Below are 22,993 nucleotides of genomic sequence, written 5' to 3' on the forward strand. Positions count from 1 at the left end.
GTCCCGAACAAAAGGCCATATCGCATCGATCCGACGACTATTGTCTATATGACACCGCTTGACATATCAATCGTCATATTTCATTTCAGCAGCGGTTAAAGGCCAACAGGCCGCCGCCCGCGACTTTTGCCGCGGCGCCGATATTGGGAGGGATAAGAGATGAATCGCAAGTCCGCAATTACGACCCGTGCGCGCACAATCTGCCTCGCCGGCTCGGCGTCGCTGCTCGCTATCGGGGTTGCCACCCCAGCCGCGGCGCAAGTCGAAGAAATCATCGTAACCGCACAGAAAGTCGAAGAAAATGTGCAGGATGTACCGATTTCGATTACCGCGGTCACCGGCGATCGGTTGATCCAGAGCGGCACCACCAGCCTCGAGAATATCGGCGATCTTGTCCCCTCCGTCACCTTCCGCAAGGGGACTACCAGCGCCAATAGCGCCATCATCATGCGCGGCGTTGGCACAATCACCTTCTCGGTCGCAGCCGAACCGAGTGTGTCCACCGTTGTCGACGGAGTCGTCCTCAGTCGGTCGGGACAAGCGTTCAGCGACCTGCTCGATATCGACCGGATCGAGGTTCTGCGTGGCCCGCAGGGAACTTTGTTCGGCAAAAACGCGTCGGCCGGCCTGGTCAATATCGTATCAAAAGGCGGTACCGAAACGCTTGAGGCCGATTTGCGCGGCGAGTATTATGAAGGCAATGAGTATCGGGTCAAAGCGTCGGTATCAGGTCCGCTCGCACCCGACCTGTCGGCACGGGTCACTGGCTTTTACGGCAGCTATGACGGCAATATCCGCAACGTCTTTTTCGATACCGACGTCAACGGTTACGAACATTATGGCGCGCGCGGCATCCTCGATTACGACGGCGACGGCGCGCGCATCCGCCTCATCGCCGACTATTTCCGGGCCAATGACGATTGCTGCGCCGACGTCACCGGGGTCAGCCGCGGCGCCGTCCTTGACGCCGAATTGGGCTTTCCAGTCGCACTCGGCACCGACCAGCGCACCGTCAATCACAATCTGATCACCCGCACCCGCGACAAACAGTGGAGCCTCACCGGCAATCTCGATCTCGACATCCCTGGCGAGCATGTGCTGAGCGTCATCCTGGGCTATCGCAACTGGCAGAATACCGAAGTTCGCGAGGGCGATTTCCTGCCCCGCGCGATCGTCGGAACCAACGAACTGCACGACAATGGCTTTGTCAAAACTGACCAGATGTCGGCGGAAATCCGCCTGTCATCGGATCAGGCGATGCCGTTTTTCTATCAGGTCGGCACCTTCATCTGGCATTCGAACAACCAGCAGGATTTCACCCGCCGCGACATCGTGTGCGCGTCGTCAACGCTGCCACTCGCGGCCAGCGGTGCACGTCCTTGCAACCTGAATGACCCGGTCAATACGACCTATCCCACCGCAACGTCGTTCAGCGACGTCAACAGCAACAATTTCGCGGTGTTCGGCCAGGCGACCTATCGCCTGACCGACCAGCTCAGCCTGACCGGTGGCCTCCGCTGGACGCGCGACACGCTGAGCTACACCCACACCCGCGCCCCGGGCATCAACGCCGCGACCGGCCTGCCGCTCGCCGGTCCCGGCGTTTCGGGCAGTCCTGCTGGCGGGACGATCGCTGGCGGTGGCACCGGCCTCAACACTTCCAGCGGCAGCACCCAGAACAACAATATCTCGGGCAAGGCCTCGATCCAGTTCGAACCGACCGACGATCTGCTGTTTTACGGCAGCTTTACCCGTGGCTATAAAGGCCCGGCGTTCAATATCTTCTTCAACTACACGGCGCCGACCAATGCCGTGCCGATCGATGAGGAAGTATCTGACGCCTATGAAGTGGGCCTGAAATCGCAGTTCTGGGACCGCCGTATCCAGTTCAACGCGGCTTTGTTTCAAGCGACTTATGACGGGTTCCAGGCGAACAATTTCGTCCTCCTGAACGGTCAGATCATCACCAACCTGACCAACGCCGGAACGGTGCGAACCAAGGGGTTCGAAGTCGATACGATCATCGCCCCGGTCGATGGGCTGACCCTGCGTGGCAGCGTGGCCTATGCCGATGCCAAGGTTCGCCGCTTCAATCCCAATCCGCTGACCAATGCGCCCGACGCGCGCGACGGGACCCGCTTGCCGCTCGCCCCGAAATGGAGCTGGAATGTCGGCGCCGATTATGAAACGCCCATCGGCAGCGCGCTGAAGTTCTTTGCTGGAACAAGCTACAGCTATACCGGCAAGCAGTTCTCCGATCTTGGGGAGGGCGGTCCGCTGGACAGCTATGGCATCTGGAACGCCAGTGTCGGCTTCAGCGACGCCGAAGACCTGTACCGTCTGACCTTCCATGCCCGCAACATCGGCGACAAGAGCTATGCCTTGCTCAATGTCGGAAACGGTCAGCGTTATCAAATCCCGCGCGACGCAGACCGCTATTTCGGCGTCACCCTGAGCGCCAAGATCCGCTAATCGCACGCCCGGATCGGCTAACAACAAAAGGGGCGCTACGGTCGAAAGCCGCAGCGCCCCTTTTTTGTGTGCGATGGCCAAGCCACATTCGCGATCACGGTGCCGGGTAAGGTTCGTTCATCTTTTAATCCGGCTGTATCGACCGAACCGGATGCCTTAAGCCTCCTCGCTGTTCACCACGACCAGCCGCGGCTGCATCAGATGGATCCAACCGAGCGCCAGCAGATAGGCGCTTGCCGACATCAGGAACATCGGCGCATAGCCAAGGCCGGTGACCAGCGCCCAACCGGCAAATTCCAGCATTGCGGCGCCCGACAGATTTCCGGCCAGCGCGCCCATTGCAATGACACTGCCGACCTGGCGCGCCGGAACGATATCGGCGGTCATCCCAAAGATATTGGTCGAAAAGCCCTGATGCGCGAACAGGCCGAGGCCGATCACGAGCGCGGCGACCCACTGGTTAGGCGCCACCAATGCCAGCGGCAGCGGCAGAATGAGCAGCGCATAAAACAACATCGACGATTTGCGCGCGCGATTTTCGGTCATCCCGCGGCTCAGCAGTGCCGGAAACAGGAACCCGCTCGACAATGCGCCCGCCGCCGCCATCACATAGACGATGGCAGTCGGATAACCGATTTCGCCCTGCCCCAGCGAGAATTGCCGGGCAAAGAAATCGGGCGCCCAGAACAGGATGAACCACCAGACCAGATCGGTCAGTGTCTTGGCCCCGATCACCGCCAGCGTCCGCCGGTCTTTGATCAACTTGCGCCAAGGGTCGGCGCGCTCTTGCGGCGCGGCGATCACCGCGGGCGTTCCCACGGGCTTCAGCTTGGCGGTGCCGAGCCACCAGAAAAACAGCCAGACAAAGCCCAGCGCACCGGTGATCACGAATGCCGCCTGCCACCCCAGCGCCAGTGCCAGCGCCGGGACGGCGAGCGGCGCAACGATCGCCCCGATATTCGACGCACTGTTGATCACGCCCAGCCCGACGGAACGCTCCTTGACCGGAAGGTAGGTCGCCGCGGCCTTGATCGCAGCGGGTGTGTTCACCGATTCGGCAACCGCGAGGGCCACGCGCGCCGCCACAAATTGCTGGACACTGGATGCAAGTGCATGGGCCATGCCGGCGAGGCTCCAGATGCCGACGGCAAGGCCATAGCCCCACCGGACGCCAACCCGATCAATGAACCAACCAACGCCAAGCAAGGAAAATGCCGCCGCGATCTGAAACGACGAACCGAAATGCGCAAAATCCTGATCGCTCCATCCGAAGTCGGCCTGTAACATCGGCTTGAGCAGCGCCAGCACCTGGCGGTCGAGGTAATTGAGCGCAGTACCGAAAAAAATCAGCGCGATCAGGCCGATACGAATGGCGCGTTGCGCGGTATCGGTCGCAGTAGTATCAGCCATGTCGGCCCTCCCTCACAGGGCCGCACGCTACGTTTCGAGCGTCGACCATTCCAGCCCAATTAGGGCTTGCGTTGCGCCGTTTCAAAGGCCTACAGAATCGTATGACACCGCGAGACATAAGGCAAGCCGCTTTGCCGTCCTCACCCCGCCGCGGACGTCGAACAAAGGAGCCACGCTCATGAGGTCCATCGTCGCGCTCGGCGGCACGCCCCGTTCCGGATCATCGACCGAAAAAATCCTCGAAATATGCTGCCGCGCCGCGGCCGCCGAAGGAGCGGTCATTACCCGTTTCGGCGGGGCTTATATGAGCGCGCTGCCCTATTACCGCGGGCCGGGACACAGCGATCAGGCGGGAGCGGAAATGGTCGCCGCGGTGCGCGACGCCGACGGATTAATCATCGCCTCACCCGGCTATCACGGCAGCATTTCGGGGCTGGTCAAAAATGCCCTCGATTATTTCGAGGATTTGTCGACCGACGTCCGGCCCTATTTCCATGGTCGACCGGTCGGGCTGATCGCTACCGCCTTTGGCCACCAGGCCGCCATGAGCACCCTGTTGACCCTGCGCAGCATCACCCATGCGCTGCGCGGGTGGCCGACGCCGATCGGGGCCGCAATCCGCACCACCCCCGAAACCTTTGACGATCTGGGAGAAATCATCGACGTTGGGGCACGGATGCAGTTGGAACTGGTCGGCAAACAGGTCGTCGGAGCGGCGGGTATTCTGTCATGACAGCGCCCGATGACGGCGGTTTGGAGGCCATCGGCCAGCATCTGGCCGACGGCGGGCTGGTCATTCTGGCAGGCGACGCGCTGCGCCATGGCGATCTCGACTTTGCAATGGCGGCCAGCCGGGTGACGCCGCAAGCGATCAATTTCATGGCCCGTCATGGCCGCGGCCTGATTTGTCTCGGCCTCACCCAGTCGCGGGCGTGGAAACTGGGCATCACACCGCAGCATAGCGGCGACGGCGCCGACAGCGGGCGCCCGTTCGGCGTCTCGATTGAGGCCAGGCACGGGGTCGAAACCGGTATTTCGGCGCATGATCGTGCGCATACCATTGCCGTCGCCATGGCACCCGACGCGCGCGCCCATGATCTGGTCAAGCCCGGCCATGTCTTTCCGCTGATCGCCGACCCCGGCGGCCTCGCTGCGCGGCGATCGACCTTGGAGGCGGGGATCGCACTCTGCAATCGGTTCGATCTGGGCGAGGGCGTGGTCTTGTGCGCAATCATGCGCGACGACGGCACGATGGCCCGCCGCGCAGATATGACCGGCTTTGCCGCGGAACACGGGACGCCAATCGTCGATATCGACGCATTGGATTTTGGATAGCGGCGGGGTATCGGCCGCGCTGGCCATATATGGGCTGAGCGGGCGCAACAGGCTGGATCATCACCGCTTTACCTTGACGCTGGTAGATATTTCGCTCGCCAGCGCGATCGTCATGTCCTTCCATCTGCTGCTCGCCACCCGCTTTCGGTTTGGTGACGTTCAGGCGGGTTTCTGATTTCGGCGGCGCTTTGCGGTGGTGACCGAAACCCTGGCGTCACGCGCCGCCGCGTTCGTATTTGCACACTATTTTCTGTGACGGCCGTATACAACGGTTGATGCCGTCCAACGGCAGGGGTGAAAGTCGGCTCTGTGTGCCGGGCAATCGCGCCGACGCGGTTGAAGGTCGATTTCCGGATCCGATGAGATGTGGTAAAGCCGTCTGCGCTGCCAGTCCGTCACGCAAATCAAGGAGCAGGAATGATAAGATTCCGGCGTCGTTTTTTCGAATTGGCCATCCCCGGCTTGGCGGCAATCCTTTTGGCGACGGTCGCTCCCGCTGCGGCGCAGCAGAGCGAATATCCGACCGACGAAGAGACTGAGCGAGCGCGCGACGCAGCGCAAATCACGGCCTATGTGTGGCTGGCAGGGTTTGGCGGCGATATTCGACCCGGCGCGGGAGCCCCTACGTTGCGCGTCGACAAAAGTTTTGGCGATTTGCTTGAAACAAGCGACGGCGCTTTCTGGATTTCCGGCTTCGTGCGGCGCAATCGGGCGGTCTTCATGGCCGACATCAGCCGCACGAAATCGTCCGAGGAAGGACAGGTGCCCACCGGGTTGCCGACGCCGTTCCCGCCGACCGTTCCGGCCAACGGCGGGCTGACCATGACATCGCTAACCGGCGCCGCCGGTTACCGGGTGGCGCAGGATGACAATGCCACCCTCGATCTTCTTGTCGGAGCGCGCGCCTGGTGGGTCCGCCCGCGCCTGGAGGTTCCTGCGCTGGCTGTCGATCTCCGCCCCAAAGCGAATTTTGTCGATCCCATCGTTGCGGTGCGCGCCAATTTCTCTCTCGCCCCGCGGCTGTCAGCGCTCGTCTATGGCGACATCGGGGGACTGGGTGTCGGATCAGAAGTCACTGGACAATTGTCGACCACGCTGAACTATCGCGTCAGTCGGTCGGTCGTCCTTTCGGGCGGTTACCGTTACCTTGCCGTCGATTACGAGAAGAACGGCATATTGGTCGATGCCCGGCTCGCCGGCCCGCTGATTGGGGCAACCATCACCTTTTAGAACATTGTGCCGCGGCTATTGGCCCTTGTAAATTTTGCCGTCCTTCATGATGACAGCAAAATTGCGCTCCGGATCGGCAACCAGATCGATGTTGGCGAGCGGATCGCCATTGACCAGGATCAAATCCGCCAACGCGCCCTTGCGCACCACGCCTAGCTCCCCCCGATAAGGTGAACGCAAGCCCGACAGCGCCAGCAGCTGCGCATTGTCATGGGTCACCAGCTTGAGAATTTCGGCCGAAGAAAACCAGGTCTTCAGCCGCAGGATATAGGCATTTTGCTGCGCATTCTGCTGCGGATCGAACAGGAAGTCGGTGCCCCAGGCCAGCTTGACCCCAAGTTTTTTTGCCAGCGGCCAGACGCGTTCCTGTCCTTCGATCAGCGGCTCGCGCTTTTCACGGCGCTGCGCTGTCATGTCCGGCGTGCTGTCCTGAAGCCGCTGGAGAGAGAGCCATATCCCGCGCTGCGCCATAAGCTTCAACGTATCCTCGTCCAGAAGTTGGCCATGCTCGATGACCAAGACGCCAGCCTCAATAGCCCGGCGGACGGCCCGCGGCGTATACGCATGCACCGCCACATACGTCCCCCAATCTTCCGCGGCCTCTACGGCGGCTTTCATCTCGTCGAGCGTATATTGGGTGACATCGAGCGGGTCATAGGCCGAACTGGTACCGCCACCTGCCATCAGCTTGATTTGACTGGCCCCGCCGCGCAGCGCCTCCCGCGTTGCTGCGAGCACCTCTGGCCGGCCATCGGCAATATAACCCGCGCCCAGCAACTCGGCCTGTGAAGCTTTGCCGGTCCAGCGGCGAGGGCCTTCCCCGGGTGTCCGATAGTCGCCATGGCCCGACGTCTGCGATATCGTCGGCCCCGACGGCCAAATCCGTGGTCCGGCAACCCGGCCCGTATCGATCAACTTTTTCACTTCAAAGATCGGCCCGCCCACGTCGCGGACGGTCGTAAAGCCGCGCATCAAAGTCTGGGTCGCGTTTGCCGCCGCCGCTTCGCCGGCTTTTGCCGGGGTCAGATCGGGCGAAGCAAGCTCTGCCATCGTGAGCGCCCCGAATGCAAGATGCACATGCGCATCAATGAGCCCCGGCATCAGCGTCCGGCCGCTTCCCTGAATGACTTTCGTCGATGCGGTGGGACGAGCCTCGCCCCCAATTGCAGCGATCAGGTTGCCGCGCACCAGCACATTCGTCGGTTCGGACAATCTGGGACTGGTGCCGTCGAAGATCCGGACGTTCTGAAACAGCGTTTCGTTTGTTTCGGACGTCGCAGCTTGCCCATCCTGCGCGACGACTGGCGCCGCTGCCATCAACAGAGCAACCGCGACCACACCATACATGGCCGTTAATTTAGCTCCCATGGATCCCTCCCCGTTCAATTGGCCAGTGTGTCTTAGCGGCCTCTGATGTTCGCCCGCATCGCCCATAAGGCTGTGAAGTGTGCTTGGCCTGCGACATAGCACAGTCCGGCTGATGAAGCGCTATCCTGCGAAAGCTTGGATAATTGTTATGGATCGACCGAGTTGATCGGGTGTTGGTGAGACCCGCGAACACATGCGCATCGTGAAAAGCGACGCAGCAGTTGTAAATCTGCTCATTCGTCCGTTGTCCTGACGATGAGTGGCTTCAGCCAGCATCGTGTTGCAAAGCAACAAATGAGAAGGAGCTAAGCGCTGCCCGGCTAAGCGACGGAGCTTGTAGGCTTCTGCCTATAATGCTATAAAACTAGGGCATCACGCGGGGGCGGGGGCATGACCATGATACTATCGACCAAAAGGGTTGATTCGATCCCGAAGCCGATCGTCGGATCCGCCGCGCCTTGGTTCAAGGCGCATGTTCTGGATGTAAATCCGCAATATACTTTTCACACTGTCGCCGGACGACCCGTTCTGCTGTTTTTTATGGGTCACGCGTCAAATGACGATGTAGAGACGGCGCACGCTCGACTGCTGGCGGACCCCGATCGTTTCGACGATAGCCGATGTTGCTTTTTCGGCGTCACGGTCGATCCGACCGATGAAGCCGCCGGACGGGTCAAGACGCGAACGCCGGGTATCCGTTATATCCTCGACAGCGACCGATCGGTGAGCGACGCTTATGGGGCGTGCGGAAACGACGGCGATCATTATGAATCCTATATCGTCGTCCTTGACCGTCAGCTGCGCGTCGCGGGGCGCTATCATTTGACCGACGCCGACAAGGCCCTCGCGCTGATCGATCGACTCATCGAAGAGGGCGCGCCGGAAGATTGGGCGCCGGTCTTGTCGGTTCCGCGGGTTTTCGATCAGGCTACTTGTCAGAAACTGATTGCGCTTTACGATGATGAGGGCGGCGCGGATTCGGGTTTCATGCGCGAGGTCGACGGCAAAACAGTGTCGGTGATCGACCATGGCCATAAACGCCGGTCGGATGTTACCATCAAGGATCAGGCGTTGTGCCGCGGCCTCAGTGCGCGGGTGAACCATTGCCTGCGGCCCGTGATCCAGCGCGCGTTCAATTTCGACGCGACCCGCATGGAACGCTACATCGTCGCCTGTTACGATGCGTCGGTCGCCGGCCATTTTCGCGCCCACCGCGACAACACGACTATGGGTACCGCGCACCGCCGTTTTGCGGTGACGATCAACCTCAATGACGATTTCGACGGCGGAGAGCTGCGGTTCCCCGAATTCGGTTCCCGAACATATCGACCCGCGCCGGGCGGCGCGATCGTCTTTGGCTGCGGCCTGCTCCACGAGGCGACCCCGGTCACCCGCGGGCGTCGCTATGCGTTTCTGCCCTTTCTTTATGACGATGCGGCGGCGGCGCAGCGCGAAGCAAACAATCAGTATCTGGGCGACGGCGTCGGCGCGTATCGGCAATAATCACGGCGGCATGCTTCAAAGCTCGATAGAGATTTTGACGTTCTGCGCCTTGATCCCGGCCAACGCCGCGATGCTGAGTTTAGCCGCATAGATCATGATGCTCAGCCGCTGCGGATTGGCAAGGCCGGCCGGTATGTCGCCATGGTCCCAGCCAATCGCCATCATATCACCGACCTCATCGTCGGGAACAGCCACCTCCAGGCCGCCAACGAGTTCGAGCTGCGAAATGCCGAGCACGCTGGCAAGCATCTGCAGATTGCGAAGCCGCGGCTGCGTCTTGCCCGACTCCCACGCCCAGATCGTAGGCCTGCTCAGACCGGTTCGTACTGCCAGCTCCGAACGGCTGATGCCGCATTGCTCGCGATAACGGCGAAGCCGCGATGGCAGAGGCTCGGCGATGTCATATTCGATCGGGCGCGCCGAGGCGCTCATGACCGCGGCCATTCCCGAAGGATACCGTCATCAGCGCGACGCAGCAAACCGCAGCCTGACCCGGCTTCGATGCGGATCGACACACGGTCGTTCCAGCTGATGATGTTCCTAACCATTGACGCCCCCCTCAAGTCCCGCGCCACGATGGACATGAAAATGTCAGAAATCTCACATTGCCGTTATTCCCCGATGGGGACATCCGATAACGGGCCTGCCCCGCGATCGTAGAGAAATCGGCGGTTTGCGCGCCCGCAACCAGGCGTTAGAAAGCCGTTCCCAGCGAGATCGAGAATTTCTTCGAACGATCACCTTCCTGCCGCACCACGGGCTGGGCAATGTTGAAGCGCAGCTTGCCGGGCCCCGCATTGAATGCCAGCGCAACGCCGACCGCCACGCGCGGCTTTGCCGAGTTGCCGATCAGCCGCTCGCCTGCGATCAATTCGCTTTTCGGCGCGCCGAACACCGATCCCGCATCGACGAAGACGCTGGGTGTGGCGCCGACTTTTTGCATTGCGCCTTCCAGCCGAAACGCCACTTCCAGCCGCCCGACATAATAAGCGCGGCCGCCGATCGCCGTCGGGGGAGCAACCGGCGCCTTCAGCGGAACGACCTTGGGCCCGATTCCGCGCAGGTCGAACCCGCGCATGCTGTTGCCGCCGATATAGAAGCGGTCGAAAAGCGGGATCGTCCGTCCCCCGATCGACTCCATCATTCCGCCTTCGATGCCGAGAGACACGTCGAGCATGTCGCCGATGCGATGGTGAAAATTGCCCGCAACGCGCAGCCTGGCATAGCGCGAAGTGCCACCTGGACCGGCAATCTCCGGGGTCAGGCGAAGCTGAAATCCGCGCGTCGGATCGACCGTCCTGTCGCGCCGATCCAGCGTGAGCCCAACGCTCAAGACCGAACTGGTCGATCGGCCGAGCGCATTGCAGAACGGACTTCCGTGCAGCCCGACGTCGCATTGCGCATTCTTCTGGCGGATCAGGAAATCCTCATCCGAATAGCGGTAATTTGCCGCAATGCGCAGGCCGCGTCGGATCGGTTTGCTTGCGTAGAAATTGACGCCACGCGCGGTCTGACGAAAGACCGACGATTTGCTTTGCGCATCGAAGCCCACCGCCGTCGAGCGCGAGCAAAAGAAGGTTGGCGCCACCAACAATTTGCTGCCGATGAAATTGGCATCGGCGACCCCGAATTCGAACAACCGCTGAATTTTCGAATAGCGCGCGGAAGCGGTGATGTCGCGGCCGGGTGCGCCGATGTTGGTGCGGGCAATTTTGACGGTTCCGACCGGGCCCTCCAGCGAAGAATAGCCGGCGGAAAAGGCCAAGCCGCCGCGCGGCAGCGTCTCGATTGACAACAGGTCGGTTTCGCTGGCCTGGCCGTCGGCACCGTCAATGCCGGTCACGACATCGGACGCCGTTCGGGCTGTGCCTTCTTCTGTCTCTTCACGCGGGTCGGACGCCAAGCCCAGTTCAGACGGATCGGGTCGCCCGCCCGAGAACGCGCGGCGCGAGCCGGCATCGCCCAGCCAAGGCGCCGTCGAGACATCGGCATCGAACGCCGGAAACCTGCGCATTGTCGCCGCGGCCTTGCGGGCAATCGGTTTCGTACCGTCAATGGCAAAACACGGCGGCCCCATCCGGTTTTGCGCCGCAACGACACACGCCAGATTGACCATATCCGGAGGCAGCGCGGGCAAATCGAACGCCGTGATCGGTGCGGAAGGACCGAAGCGAACGGCGATGCTTGGCTTCAAGCCTGTCGGAACCGCCTTGGCCGCTACGCGCAAAGGACGACTGCGCGTCGTCGCCTTCGCGGCGCGCGTGAAACCGCTCGATGGCAAAACGGATACCACGCGCTTGCCCGCGACCTTAACGGCTTTTCGATGACGACAGTCGTCGCAGTCAGCCTGCCCCCCCTCCATCGCACTCCGAGTCCGGGCGATCAGCGCTTGCCGCCGCATCCCCGCATCGCCCAGCCAGGATGGTCGCTGTGATCCTATATCCAAGTCGGCGAATGCGTCATTGACAGCCACGGCGGCAACTGGCGCAGCATCGTCGCCGCCGAACGCCTCGTCCTCGCCAATCGAAGGGACCGCCGCTGCTGTCGATGGCGCAATCGGCGCATTCCAGTCGATGACCAGCGGCGGCCGCCGCGGGGTATGCGGGTCCGCATCGGCCAACAAGGTCGGCGCGCTTGCATCCGCCAGATCGGCGGCGATTGATGCCTTCAGCACAAAAACGTCGGAGCTATCCGCCGCCGGGGAGATGGCATCCCCCGCGTCAAGTTGATCGAGCGGTCGCCCTTCCTGAACCGACAGCACCCGCGCCATCGCGGTCGATTGGCGAAGAGGAACATAGGGCGGCGTCTGAACGATTTCGCGCTCACGCGCATGGAGCGATCCGGTTTCGCCGACGCAGAATATCACCGCAACGCCCAGCGCAGTGCCTTGCACCGCCTGGTGAACGCCCCGGAACAATAGTCCGTATCCGGCCAACCTCTTACCCCTGTTGTGCCGACCCACCCCGGCCTTCGTCTTCGCCCAATTCGCGTCGGGTTACCCCTCGCGGAAGGACCGATTGAAACTGTCGATCATCGGCTGGAAAAGATATTGCAGCAAAGAACTCGACCCGAGATCGATATAGACTTCGGCTGGCATCCCCGACATCAGCTGGACGTCGGGATATTTCTTGAGCTGCGCCGCCGATATCTCGACGATCACCTTGTAATAGATTTGCTGCGCGTCCTTGTCATAGATCGCATCCGGGCTGACGTCCTTCACGGTCCCGAGCAGATTGGGAATGACGCGCGCCTTGTACGGCGTCAGCTTGATCTCCGCCTTCAGCCCCTTGTGCACCACATCGATATCGATCGGTCGCAGCCGCGCCGAAACCACGATCTTTTCCGACGTCGGAACGATGTCGAGGATCGGTTGTCCGGCGCCGATGACCCCGCCTGACGTGATCAGTCGCAAATTGGCGACCCGGCCCGCGATTGGTGCAATCACCTGCTGGCGGGCGCGAATGTCGCCGCTGACTTTCAGCTTTTCCCGCGCTTCGGCGATTTGTAACTGGACCTGCCGCTGCTGCCCCGTTGCCTCCAGTACCATCTGCCCGCGAAGTGACACCATTTGGGCACGCGTTTCACCGATCGTGTCGCGCAGGCGATCCAGATTATTGGTCAGCTTGCCGCGCTCGCCATCGACCAGCGCCTTTTGGCGCTGCAACGCCAGCAGGCGCGATTTGCGCTCTAGCCCCTCATCGACCAGCATATCGACGCTCATCTGTTCGTCGTCGAGCAGCTTCGCCTGATCGGTCAGCGCCGCGATCTGCGCTCCCGAACTCCGAATATCGGCGTTCGACTGGCCGATCCGTTGTGACAGGATCTGCGCCTGTTCGGACAGGCCGCGTCGCCGAGATGCAAATTCCGCGTTGGAGGCGGCGATGATCTCCTTGACCTCGGGGTCGTTGGCCGCGGCCAGCAACTCGGCCGGATAACGTACCGTTGGCAGGCCGAGCCGTTCGGCGGTCAGCCGCGCGTCCTGCGCCAGCAGGCCATAGAAGCTTGTGCGCAAGGCAGCGTCCGACGCATCATTCTGGGTCGCATCAAACAGTATAAGCGGCTGGCCAGCGCGCACCTCCTGCCCTTCTTTAACCAGAAACTGGCGGACGATCCCGCCCTCCAAATGCTGAACCGTGCGCCGCCCACCGCCCTCGGCCTCCAGAAAGCCGCTCGCGATTGCTGCGCTATTGAGCGGCGCTGCCCAGCTCCAGATGGCAAAGGCCAAAACGAACAGGCCAATCGATACCAACGCCAGCCGCATCGACCCTTTCACCTGCGGCCCGGCCGCTTCTGAACCGGGTGACGGCAGCGCCAAGCGCACCGGGTCCCCGTCGGCGCCTATGCGGAAGGGGATGTTCATGCTTCCATTCCCCCTTGCTTGAACATCGCAGGATTGGACTTGGCCGGATTGCCCGGCGGCGGCGCGTCACCTGTCGGGATCGCGCGTTTTCGCCCAGCCATTTCATCGACGACGGTGCGGGCGTCACCGAATTTGGCGACCTGGCCATCCATCAGAAGCAGAATCTTGTCAGCAAGTTCGAGAAGGTTGGCGCGATGTGAGACGATAATCGTCGTCATATGCAAAGCTTTGAGCTTCTTGATCGTCGCAAGCAGCGCCGCGTCGCCGCGCGCATCCAGGCTGGCGTTGGGTTCATCGAGGACGACCAGCGGGGGCAGCCCGAACAGGGCGCGCGCCAGCCCGATTCGCTGGCGCTGACCACCCGACAGCTGATGTCCGCCGTCCGTGAGCACACAATCATAGCCACCATCCAGGTGCAGGATCATCTCGTGGCAATCGGCCAGCTTGGCCGCCGCAATGACGTCGGCATCGCGCGCGTCGGGACGAAAGCGACCGATATTCTCGCGGATCGATCCAGGTAGCAGCTCGACGTCTTGGGGCAGATAGCCAACGTTGGGCCCGAAATCGCTGCGCATCCAATCGAACGTGTCGGCACCGTCGAGACGCACATGGCCCGAGATTGGCTTGAGTACGCCGACCAGCAAGCGCGACAGGGTCGTCTTGCCCGACGCCGACGGGCCAACGATCGCCAGCGACGTCCCAGGCGCGATCGCAAAGCTGACATTCTTTAAGATCGCGCCCTTCATGCCCGGCGCGGCATAGGTCAGATTTTCGACCGCCATCGCGCCGGATGGTTTAGGCAGCGCCATCTGCGAAGGGCGCGGTGTTGGCAGGTCGCAAAAGCGCGACAGACGTTGCAGGCTTTCGCGCGCCAGGACAAATTGTTTCCAATAGCTCATCGCTGCCTCGATCGGCGCAAGCAGCCGCGCGATCAGGATCGACCCGGCAATCATCGCGCCGCCGGTCAGCTGCTGGTCAAGCACCAGCAACGCGCCGACGCCCAGCACCGCGACCTGCACCAGATTGCGGACGAATTTCATCCACGCCAGAATCTTGCTTGACTGGAACTGCGTCGCATCGACCGCTTCGGTTTCGGCGACATAGCGGTCCCGCCAGTGCGCAACCGTGTCTTTACCCATGCCCATCGCGTCGATGACTTCGCTGTTGCGGACCAGCGATTCGGCATATTGCATGTTGCTGGCGGCAAGCGACTGCGTCTCGGTGATCGCGTTGCGCGTGATCCGCTCGTTATACCAGGTCAACCCGAACAGCATCGCCGCGCCTCCCGCTGCGATGAACCCGAAAACGGGATGCAACATGAAAACGATCAGCAGGTAGAGCGGCACCCACAACATATCGACGACGCTGAACACCGTCGGGGTGGATATGAAATTTTTGACCTGCGTCATCTCACGCAAGGCCTCAAGCCGCACATTGGGGGCAATCAGCCGTTGTTCGAGTGAGCGGATGAGCAGCGACGGCCCCAGTTGCTGCGCCAGCCATGTGCCAACGCGGTTCGCCACCTGTTGGCGGATGCCGTCAAGCATCGAACCAAGCGCGATCACCAGCGTGATCGCCAGCGCCAGGAAGAACAAAGTGTCTTTGCTCTGACTGGTCAGGACGCGGTCGAAAACCTGCATCATGTACAGCGACATGGCGAGCGCCGCCATGTTGGTAATGGCTGAAAACAGGATCAGTCGCGTTGCAATGTTGCGCTGCGGCCGCAGCAGGTTGCGCAACAAATTATCGGGATGGGCGGGCGCGCGCCGAGCCGCTATCGCGTTCCAGGCCACGCCTAGCGCTCCCAGATTCCCGGACTGTCCGCGGCGTGCAGCGGCAGCACGAGCCCCGAGATCAGTCCGGCAAGCTCCATCTGGCGATGGACTCCCAGCTTCGCGCGCACCCGCTTCAGATATGTCCGCGCGGTTTCTTCTGACAGGCCGCACCCCTCCGCCGCATTGCCCAGACTGCTCGATTTCAGGAAGTGGCCCAGAAAACGCTGCTCGGACGGCAGCAAGCCAAGCGCTTCGAGGAGCGAACTTGGCGCATCGACTTTGCCCGGCCCCATGATGATCACCATGGCGCATCGCGTCATGCCGCCGCCGGTGCGCGACTTAGCGGACATAACATAGGCCAGCCGCCATTCGCCATCGCGGCAATCGAGGCGAAAAACATCCTCGACCGGTGCATCGGGCGCCGCTGTGGCAGCACGGCGGATGCTTTCCCGCAATTGTTTGGCCTGCCCCGGGTTGGCGGCGACGATCGCACCATCGGCGGCACGCAGCAGCCACTTGCGTTGTTCAACCAGCCCCGTAGCCGCGCTGTTCAAGAACAAAGGCTGCCCGTCGGCCGACAGCAAAGCCATGGCTATCGACACCCGGTCGAACATTCCTTCGAGCATCGCCGAACGCTGCGACTGGCGCGCGAGCTGTGCCACGCCCGTTGCGGATTCAGCGAGCAGCGGTGCGATCAATTGCAGTGATGCGGCGTCACGATCGCAGAACGGCGTGGAACTGTCGGGCCGGAAGAACAGCGCGCGGATGGCTTTGCCTTCGCGCTTCATTTGGACTGCGACGCCGGCGTGGAGCGAAGGCGGCACGTCGCTTTCGCTCGCGTCGTCTGCAACCGCTCCGGCGCCAAACAGTCCGCCAGAAAACTGAAAATGGTGCACCGACTGCTCGCCGATCCGCGCCCACACATCGTCCATCATTGCCAGTAGGCGCCGCGTTGCCGCGCGGTCGCCGCGCACTTGATCAAAACCGATCAGAAAGGCATGCCTTTGATGCCCTGCGCCCGGCAGGGCAACGGTCAGGATCGCCGACGAAACTTGGAACTGGGCAAGATAGTCATGCCAAAGGCGCCGCGTTTCGGCCGCAACATCGACCGACGACGAGTGGGGGTCCGCAACGTCATGGGCGTCATAATCGGACAGTCCCTCGAATGGAGCGGCATAGCCTTGAGTCGCTTCTGCGTAATGCGTTGAAAATTCCATGGTCGCAGACATTATCGCCCCCAAAAAACACTAATCCCAAAGCGATGCAAAGCTCGCCGCAGGCGTCTCATGTGCGACCATGATGTCTGGCGCGAAGATCTGAGTACGGTCCAGAACGCACGCGCCGACCGGGGTTGCCTGAAGCATCTTCTACCCGGCGTTGGCTGTCGATTGATGCGAATCTCTCGATAGCGTCGCCTGCCGTGACGGCTGCAAGCGACTGTCAGTGTCTATTTCGATTCGGCGGATCGAGTCTATTATCCCCTCGGACATATCCGTTAGGGTAGTTTCGCCATTCACCACCGCGCATTACTCTTTACTAACTATGAAAAGAGGGGGTCTGCACTGAAATCTGCGATGGTTCAGGAGGGGTGACGTGCGGAAATCATGGACTTTTTTGGCGAGCGCGTTGACCGCACCCGCCGCTGTAGCGACGTTCGGTATCGCCGCGACTCCGCTACTGGCGCAATCGGTTTCGCCCACAGTCGCACCGTCGAGCACGATGGCCGCGCTCGCCCGCCAAGTCGTCATCTCCAACCCCGATATTGCGGCGCAGCGCCATCAGGTCCGCATTGCCGCAGCGCGGTTGGAGTCGGCGGAGGCCGGCTATCTGCCCACAATCGAGGCAAACGGCACCGTGCAGCGGCGTGAGATAGACATCAAGAATGGCAGTAACGCCAACGACGCACGTTATACCGCGGGACAGGCAGGGATCGAGGCGCGGTTGCGCTTCTACGACGGCGACCGGACATATAATGCCGTGCGCATCGCCAAGGCCGAGTTGGAAGCAACCAGCGCGGGACTCGATGCCACGACATCGGACACCTTACTGGAACTTCTGACCAGCGCCGCGGACGTGCATCTCAATCGCAAGATCCTGCAATATTCCGAAGCGCAGAGCGAGGCGATAGGCGAACAGCTGCGCGCGACATCGCGTCGGCTCGAATTCGGCGAGGCGACGCGCACCGATGAGGAGTTGGCACGCGCGCGGCTGGCGACCGCACAGGCGGGCGTGCTTGCCGCGACCGAACAGGTCAGCGTCGACGGATTCCGGTTCCGCAACGTCAGTGGCCCATCGGGAACGATGGTCCCGCCGCTGCCGCCTCTGGCCCCCGTTCCCTCCTCGCTTGCCGCGGCCCAGAAACTGGCGCTCGATGCGGCGCCGCGACTGCGCGCCGCACGGCTCAACGCTCAGGCAGGAAAGTCGGGGGTCAAGTTCGCTACCGGCGCTTTGCTTCCCCAGCTGGATGCGGTCAGCGGCTACGACTATCTGACCGGCGGTGCGACCAATACCTTCACGGGCAAATATCCGGACGATCGCTCGTCGCTTTATTATGGGCTGGAGCTGCGAGTACCGATCTTCCTCCCGCGCGATCATGCCGAAGTCCGCCGGGCGCGCGCCGTCCGCGATCAACGATTGTCGCAAACCGACATCGCGATGCGCAACGTAGCTGAAGATGTGGCAGGTGCCTGGACCCGGTGGCAGTCGGCAAAGAGCACGATCGCCGCCGCCGAGACGGCTGTCGCGGCGACCGAGGAAGCAGCCGAGGGCATCAAGAAGGAAGCCATCGGCGGCAACCGCACGCTCACCGACGTGCTGAACGCTCAGAACGAATTGCTGAACGCACGCGTCACGCTGGAACGCGCGCTAAGAAACGAATTCGTCGCGCGGGCCAGCCTGCTGGCGACGACGGGCCAGCTTGATACGAAGGCGATTCTCGACGGACGGTGTTGCGACGCGGATACGAACGAGCGTCCCGCCATGTCCGCGCTCGGCAGGCCCGTCTTGAACAGTACCGGAAAAGTGATTGCGAACCCTGCGACATCGCCCCGTCCCCAGATGTCATCGCTGGGGCAGGGTTCCGATCACGCCACCGATGATGCGGTCACTGCACCCGGAAATCCGGCGCGCCCCGCGACCTCTGCGCTGGGCCGCAAACTTAACTAGCCAGCAAGTTTTCTTTCCAGACCGTTCTATTTCGGATTTATCCGAAACGTCGGAAATCCGGGTGATTTCACGAGATCGCGCACTGTTGCCGCTGTCAACCTGACCCAAAATGAACCACATCACAAAATTATCGGTCATGTCCCCAAGCAGGAATGTCCGGTCCCCCTGCCCCGCCATATCCCATCGTCATGGCCCTGAACTGTCGGGGTCATTGGGGGGATGAGCAAGCCGAGTCGGCGACCACGCATCCCTTGCGACCCATGAAAGAAGAGGATAGCGAAATGCCTACAGTTGGACCTTCTAGCGCACCAAACAGCGCAAAGCTGCCTACCTCGCGCGGGCAAGTACTTGGAACCAATGCGGTCGATTTCATCGACCTGAATGCGATCACGTCGACCGCCGCCCTGCCGTATAACGCGCGCGGCAATGGCGGTAACGACACCGTCTATGGCAACAATTTCGACAACGATTTGTATGGCGATGCAGGCGACGACAATGTCATCGGCCGCAGCGGCAATGATCGCGTCGATGGTGGCACCGGAAACGACACGCTGATCGGTGACCAGGCGTCATTCGTCGTCGTCGGCCCCGGCAACGTCGTCTATACCGGCGATGACAATGGCGGCGCGGACGGCAACGACACGCTGCTTGGCGGCGCCGGCAACGACACGGCCTGGGGTGGCGGCGGAAACGATTATATCCGCGGCGACGCCGGCAACGACACGCTCAACGGCCAATCGGGCGATGACCGGATCGAGGGCAATGCGGGCGACGACGTCATCGACGGTGGCACCGGTAACGACAATCTGTTTGGTGGCACCGAAACCGACGCGATTACTGGTGGCGACGGCGACGACTATATCGAAGGCGGCACCAACTCCAACGGCGTCGATCAGATCAACGGCGGTGACGGCAACGATGTGATCTTCGGCGACAATGGCGTGGGTCGCAAGGCCGACGGCGATTTTGCTTATAACCAGAGCAACTATAATCGCGGGAATGGCCATGCCGACAACATCTTTGCCGGAGCGGGCGACGACCAGGTCTTTGGCCAGGGCGGTAACGACTTCATCGACGGCTGGGAAGGCGACGACCTTCTGTGGGGTGACGACGGCGACGACGTCATTCTGGGCTGGACCGGCAGCGACGCACTTGACGGCGGCGAAGGGAATGACACCCTCGTCGGCGAGCAAGGCGACGACGAACTGAGCGGCGACGCTGGCAACGACATCATTCGTGGCGGCGCTGGCTTTGATTTCGTTCAGGGCGGTGCCGACGACGATGACATTGCTGGCGGCGATGACGACGACACGCTGAACGGCAACGACGGTAACGATCTGGTCCACGGCGATGCCGGCAACGACCTGATCTGGGGCCAGAGCGGCGATGACGCGCTGTATGGTGACGACGGCGACGACGTGATCCGCGGCAACGGGGACCCCTTCTTCGATCCGCTCGATCCGACGAACACCGATGCCGACTTCATCTCGGGCGGCAACGGCAACGACACCATCAATGGTGACGAAGGCAACGACGTTCTCGAAGGCAATGACGGCGACGACCTGATTGCTGGCGACGCTGGCAATGACAACATTGATGGCGGTGACGGCGACGACAATCTGTCGGGTAACGACGGAGCAGACGTCGTCGCGGGCGGCGCCGGCGATGACGTCATTCAGGGCAACAACGGCGCCGACAATCTGTCGGGCAACGACGGTGATGACCTGATCTATGGTGGCGCCGGCAACGACACCGTCAACGGCAATGACGGCGATGACCAGCTTGCTGGCGACGCTGGCAACGACACCATGTTTGGTGGCGCCGGTGACGACATCATGTATGGTGACACCCTGTACGAAAACCTGGGCAACCCGGGTGGCGGCAACGACACCATGTCGGGTGGCGACGGCAACGACTATATGTCGGGTGGCTTCGGCAACGACGTGATGAACGGCGATGACGGCGATGACACCATCCGGGGCGACACCGGCAATGACACCATTGATGGTGGCCTTGGCGATGACAATCTGGAAGGCGAACAGGGCAACGATAAGATCACTGGCGGCGAAGGCGACGACCATATGTCGGGCGGCGCGGGCAAGGATCTGTTCTTGTTCGACTCGACCGATGCGTCGCCGGGCTTTGGCAACGACGTCATCGGTGCGCCGTTCAGCTTGGGGTCGGGCCGCGACTTCAACCTCGCGAACCGCGACACCTTGGTGTTCGACGTCGATGCCGGATTTGATCCCGCGAACGACGCCTTCGTCATCACCGGCGACTGGGACGGCCAAGGCGATGCGCTCGACGTGTTCGTCTTCACCGCGGCCGGTTCGGTCCTGATCGAAGACTTCTGGGAAGGCGCTTCGGCTCCGATCGCGGCGCTCGCTGCACTTGGTGCCTATGACTCGGTTGCTGCGCTCAATTCGTACAGCCAGGGCAACGCGTCCTACGACATGATCACGTTCGTCTGAGGACAAGGCTTCGTACGGGGAGCCACTCCTCGACGGACCTCTGCTAACTGGAGGGCAGGCCGCGGCCTGCCCTCCTTTTTGTTGTTCGGGCGGGCGAAATTTTCGTCGTTGTCACAACGAAATAGGATCGCGCCAACCGCAATTTTCATAATGTCCCCATCAGGGAATGGTAGGAAACTGCGCTTTCCGCCAATTTTGACACAAGGATGACAGGGCAAGAATCATCCGGACGATGCCTGCTTTAGCCGAGCAGGTCTGCAGAGATTGGGTGTAAGAAAAGTAAGAGTTCTGCCGACGACCCGGTGGCAATTTCGCGCTCCGGCACTTGGCAGATCTTCAAGTTCGGTCAGCTCCCGCTGGCTAGCCGTGTCCGCCGCCACGCCCCCCGGGCGGCGGCCGGCATCGAAGTTTCAGCAACGTTCATGTGACGCAACGAGCCTGTCGACCATATCGAGAGCCCGACCATGATCCATGCGTTCCTAATCGCCTACTCATTGGCCATGGCAGCGGTTCAGGCTCCGGCTGCGAAAGCGGTGCCAGCCTTTGCCTTCCCGGTCGAATGCACCATTGGCAAAACCTGCCTGATCCAGAAGCTGGTCGATCACGATCCCGGGCCAGGTCGTCGCGACTATCGCTGCGGCCTTTTGACAACCAACGGCCATGACGGCACGGACATCCGCCTGCGCACGATGGCCGACATGCGAACCGGTTTCGCCGTCGTCGCCGCGGCGGACGGAACGGTACTGCGTACCCGCGATGGCGAACCCGACGTCAGCGTCGATAAACGGGCCGTCTCGGACGGCAGGGATGCAGGCAATGCCGTCGTTCTTGATCATGGCGGCGGCTGGCAGACGCAGTATAGCCACCTGCGCCAAGGCGCTGTCGCCGTTATTCCGGGACAGCGCGTCATGGCTGGGGAAAGGCTCGGGATGGTTGGCATGTCGGGCAACAGCGAATTTCCCCACCTCCACTTTACCATTCGCTACAATGGCGAGGCTTTGGATCCTTTTGTGGGCACCGCCCCGTTGCCGCCTTGCGGCGTTGCGGCACCTGCCGCAGGGCTTTGGACGTCGGCCACGGCGCAGATGCTGCATTACCAACCCGCTGCCGTGATTACAGGCGGTCTGGCATCGGCGATACCGGCCAAGGCGGTCGCCGAGCGCGACCCACCTCCGGGACTGGAAGGGCGGGAGGAACCGCTGATCCTGTGGGTCGATGCGATCGGCGCCCGTCCGGGCGACAGTCAGACATTCTCAATCACGGGGCCGAACGGACAGATTGTCCATACCCAGCAAACGGTCGTTGCCGACGGCGGGCTCAGCTGGTTCGCGTACAGCGGCAAACGCGCCCCGGCGACGGGCTGGCCCGGCGGTCATTATTCCGGTCGCTATGATCTCAAACGCGACGACGTCATGATTGCGCAATTTGAAACACGAGGATTGATAAAATAGATTTCAAAAATTTCTATCACCTTCCGGCCGAACTACAGAAATCTTTATCAGAACGCAGATGATATTATTTCACAAATAACAAGAACATATTAAAAAATGAGACCAAAAATTATATGTCCCCTAAATTATATTCAAAATGCGACAACCATATACAAAATTGTTACGCAATTTACATGTAAATTAACGGAACATTAACCCATAAGATATTGTTTTTATACAAAAGTATAGGCAGCCATACCGGAAATTGCCATTGCAGAATCACCCCCCGGGGTTTGTATTTCGGGGGTCAGTGACAAGGCACGGGCACAGGTCGCCAAAGAGAACCCAGCACGATCACAGGAGCTTGCATTGCTGCTCTGCGCGACATCCGGCGCGGAAATGCGATGCTGTTCGCCCGTTTCCGCAGCGACCCCGTACAGGTCGCTACCGCACAACTGGCGAACATCGAGGTGC

Annotated in this window: 16 protein-coding genes; 9 read left to right on the top strand and 7 right to left on the bottom strand. The window is 61.4% G+C overall.

Going from position 1 to position 22,993, the window contains the following annotated elements:
• Nucleotides 1-159: 159 nt before the first annotated feature.
• Nucleotides 160-2,472 carry a TonB-dependent receptor gene (locus tag B4F07_RS15795; RefSeq protein WP_293700852.1) on the top strand — a complete coding sequence of 771 codons (2,313 nt, stop codon included), beginning with the start codon at nucleotides 160-162 and terminating at the stop codon, nucleotides 2,470-2,472.
• 156 nt (nucleotides 2,473-2,628) lie between these two features.
• On the opposite strand, the gene B4F07_RS15800 is transcribed toward B4F07_RS15795, so the two are convergent.
• The gene (locus tag B4F07_RS15800) at nucleotides 2,629-3,882 is read right to left on the bottom strand and encodes an MFS transporter (protein WP_293700853.1); all 1,254 of its coding nucleotides are present in this window, start codon (nucleotides 3,880-3,882) and stop codon (nucleotides 2,629-2,631) included.
• A 178-nt stretch (nucleotides 3,883-4,060) separates the two neighbouring features.
• Between B4F07_RS15800 and B4F07_RS15805 the strand changes: the two genes are divergently transcribed.
• The 4 genes from B4F07_RS15805 to B4F07_RS15820 all read left to right on the top strand — a co-directional run bounded on the left by B4F07_RS15805 (nucleotide 4,061) and on the right by B4F07_RS15820 (nucleotide 6,447).
• Entirely contained in the window at nucleotides 4,061-4,615 is a 555-nt protein-coding gene (locus B4F07_RS15805) for an NADPH-dependent FMN reductase (RefSeq protein WP_293700854.1), read from the top strand.
• Nucleotides 4,612-5,217 carry a 3,4-dihydroxy-2-butanone-4-phosphate synthase gene (locus B4F07_RS15810; protein ID WP_293700855.1) on the top strand — a complete coding sequence of 202 codons (606 nt, stop codon included), beginning with the start codon at nucleotides 4,612-4,614 and terminating at the stop codon, nucleotides 5,215-5,217. Before B4F07_RS15805 ends, B4F07_RS15810 begins: the two co-directional genes overlap by 4 nt.
• Nucleotides 5,210-5,392: a hypothetical protein gene (locus tag B4F07_RS15815; RefSeq protein ID WP_293700856.1), complete on the top strand. Its 183-nt coding sequence runs from the start codon at nucleotides 5,210-5,212 to the stop codon at nucleotides 5,390-5,392. Before B4F07_RS15810 ends, B4F07_RS15815 begins: the two co-directional genes overlap by 8 nt.
• A gap of 242 nt (nucleotides 5,393-5,634) precedes the next feature.
• On the top strand, nucleotides 5,635-6,447 hold the full coding sequence (locus tag B4F07_RS15820) for a hypothetical protein (RefSeq protein WP_293700857.1): 813 nt from the start codon (nucleotides 5,635-5,637) through the stop codon (nucleotides 6,445-6,447).
• A gap of 15 nt (nucleotides 6,448-6,462) precedes the next feature.
• Here B4F07_RS15820 and B4F07_RS15825 read toward each other — a convergent pair whose 3' ends face one another.
• Nucleotides 6,463-7,833, bottom strand: a complete 1,371-nt coding sequence (locus B4F07_RS15825; RefSeq protein WP_293704889.1) for a metal-dependent hydrolase family protein — start codon at nucleotides 7,831-7,833, stop codon at nucleotides 6,463-6,465.
• A 372-nt stretch (nucleotides 7,834-8,205) separates the two neighbouring features.
• Between B4F07_RS15825 and B4F07_RS15830 the strand changes: the two genes are divergently transcribed.
• Nucleotides 8,206-9,318 (top strand): 2OG-Fe(II) oxygenase, encoded by a 1,113-nt coding sequence (locus B4F07_RS15830; protein WP_293704891.1) that lies wholly within the window; start codon nucleotides 8,206-8,208, stop codon nucleotides 9,316-9,318.
• A gap of 15 nt (nucleotides 9,319-9,333) precedes the next feature.
• Here B4F07_RS15830 and B4F07_RS15835 read toward each other — a convergent pair whose 3' ends face one another.
• The 5 genes from B4F07_RS15835 to B4F07_RS15855 form a co-directional block, all read right to left on the bottom strand.
• Complete coding sequence (locus tag B4F07_RS15835) at nucleotides 9,334-9,762, bottom strand: helix-turn-helix domain-containing protein (RefSeq protein WP_293700859.1); 429 nt, start codon at nucleotides 9,760-9,762, stop codon at nucleotides 9,334-9,336.
• Between the two features lie 250 nt (nucleotides 9,763-10,012).
• Nucleotides 10,013-12,235 (bottom strand): BamA/TamA family outer membrane protein, encoded by a 2,223-nt coding sequence (locus tag B4F07_RS15840; RefSeq protein ID WP_293704893.1) that lies wholly within the window; start codon nucleotides 12,233-12,235, stop codon nucleotides 10,013-10,015.
• Between the two features lie 78 nt (nucleotides 12,236-12,313).
• Nucleotides 12,314-13,678, bottom strand: coding sequence for an HlyD family type I secretion periplasmic adaptor subunit (locus B4F07_RS15845; protein WP_293700861.1), 1,365 nt, complete (start codon nucleotides 13,676-13,678; stop codon nucleotides 12,314-12,316).
• Nucleotides 13,675-15,471 (bottom strand): type I secretion system permease/ATPase, encoded by a 1,797-nt coding sequence (locus B4F07_RS15850; RefSeq protein ID WP_293704895.1) that lies wholly within the window; start codon nucleotides 15,469-15,471, stop codon nucleotides 13,675-13,677. Before B4F07_RS15850 ends, B4F07_RS15845 begins: the two co-directional genes overlap by 4 nt.
• 2 nt (nucleotides 15,472-15,473) lie before the next feature.
• The gene (locus tag B4F07_RS15855) at nucleotides 15,474-16,670 is read right to left on the bottom strand and encodes a helix-turn-helix transcriptional regulator (RefSeq protein ID WP_293704897.1); all 1,197 of its coding nucleotides are present in this window, start codon (nucleotides 16,668-16,670) and stop codon (nucleotides 15,474-15,476) included.
• Nucleotides 16,671-17,046: 376 nt separating this feature from the next.
• Here B4F07_RS15855 and B4F07_RS15860 point away from each other — a divergent pair, with 376 nt between their 5' ends.
• The 3 genes from B4F07_RS15860 to B4F07_RS15870 all read left to right on the top strand — a co-directional run bounded on the left by B4F07_RS15860 (nucleotide 17,047) and on the right by B4F07_RS15870 (nucleotide 22,540).
• Nucleotides 17,047-18,618 carry a TolC family protein gene (locus B4F07_RS15860; protein ID WP_293700864.1) on the top strand — a complete coding sequence of 524 codons (1,572 nt, stop codon included), beginning with the start codon at nucleotides 17,047-17,049 and terminating at the stop codon, nucleotides 18,616-18,618.
• A gap of 281 nt (nucleotides 18,619-18,899) precedes the next feature.
• On the top strand, nucleotides 18,900-21,089 hold the full coding sequence (locus tag B4F07_RS15865; RefSeq protein ID WP_293700865.1) for a calcium-binding protein: 2,190 nt from the start codon (nucleotides 18,900-18,902) through the stop codon (nucleotides 21,087-21,089).
• Between the two features lie 464 nt (nucleotides 21,090-21,553).
• Nucleotides 21,554-22,540, top strand: a complete 987-nt coding sequence (locus tag B4F07_RS15870) for a M23 family metallopeptidase (RefSeq protein ID WP_293704899.1) — start codon at nucleotides 21,554-21,556, stop codon at nucleotides 22,538-22,540.
• The last annotated feature ends 453 nt before the right edge of the window (nucleotides 22,541-22,993 follow it).

The sequence above is a fragment of the Sphingopyxis sp. UBA6723 genome, from assembly GCF_002454115.1.
Taxonomy (GTDB): Bacteria; Pseudomonadota; Alphaproteobacteria; order Sphingomonadales; family Sphingomonadaceae; genus Sphingopyxis.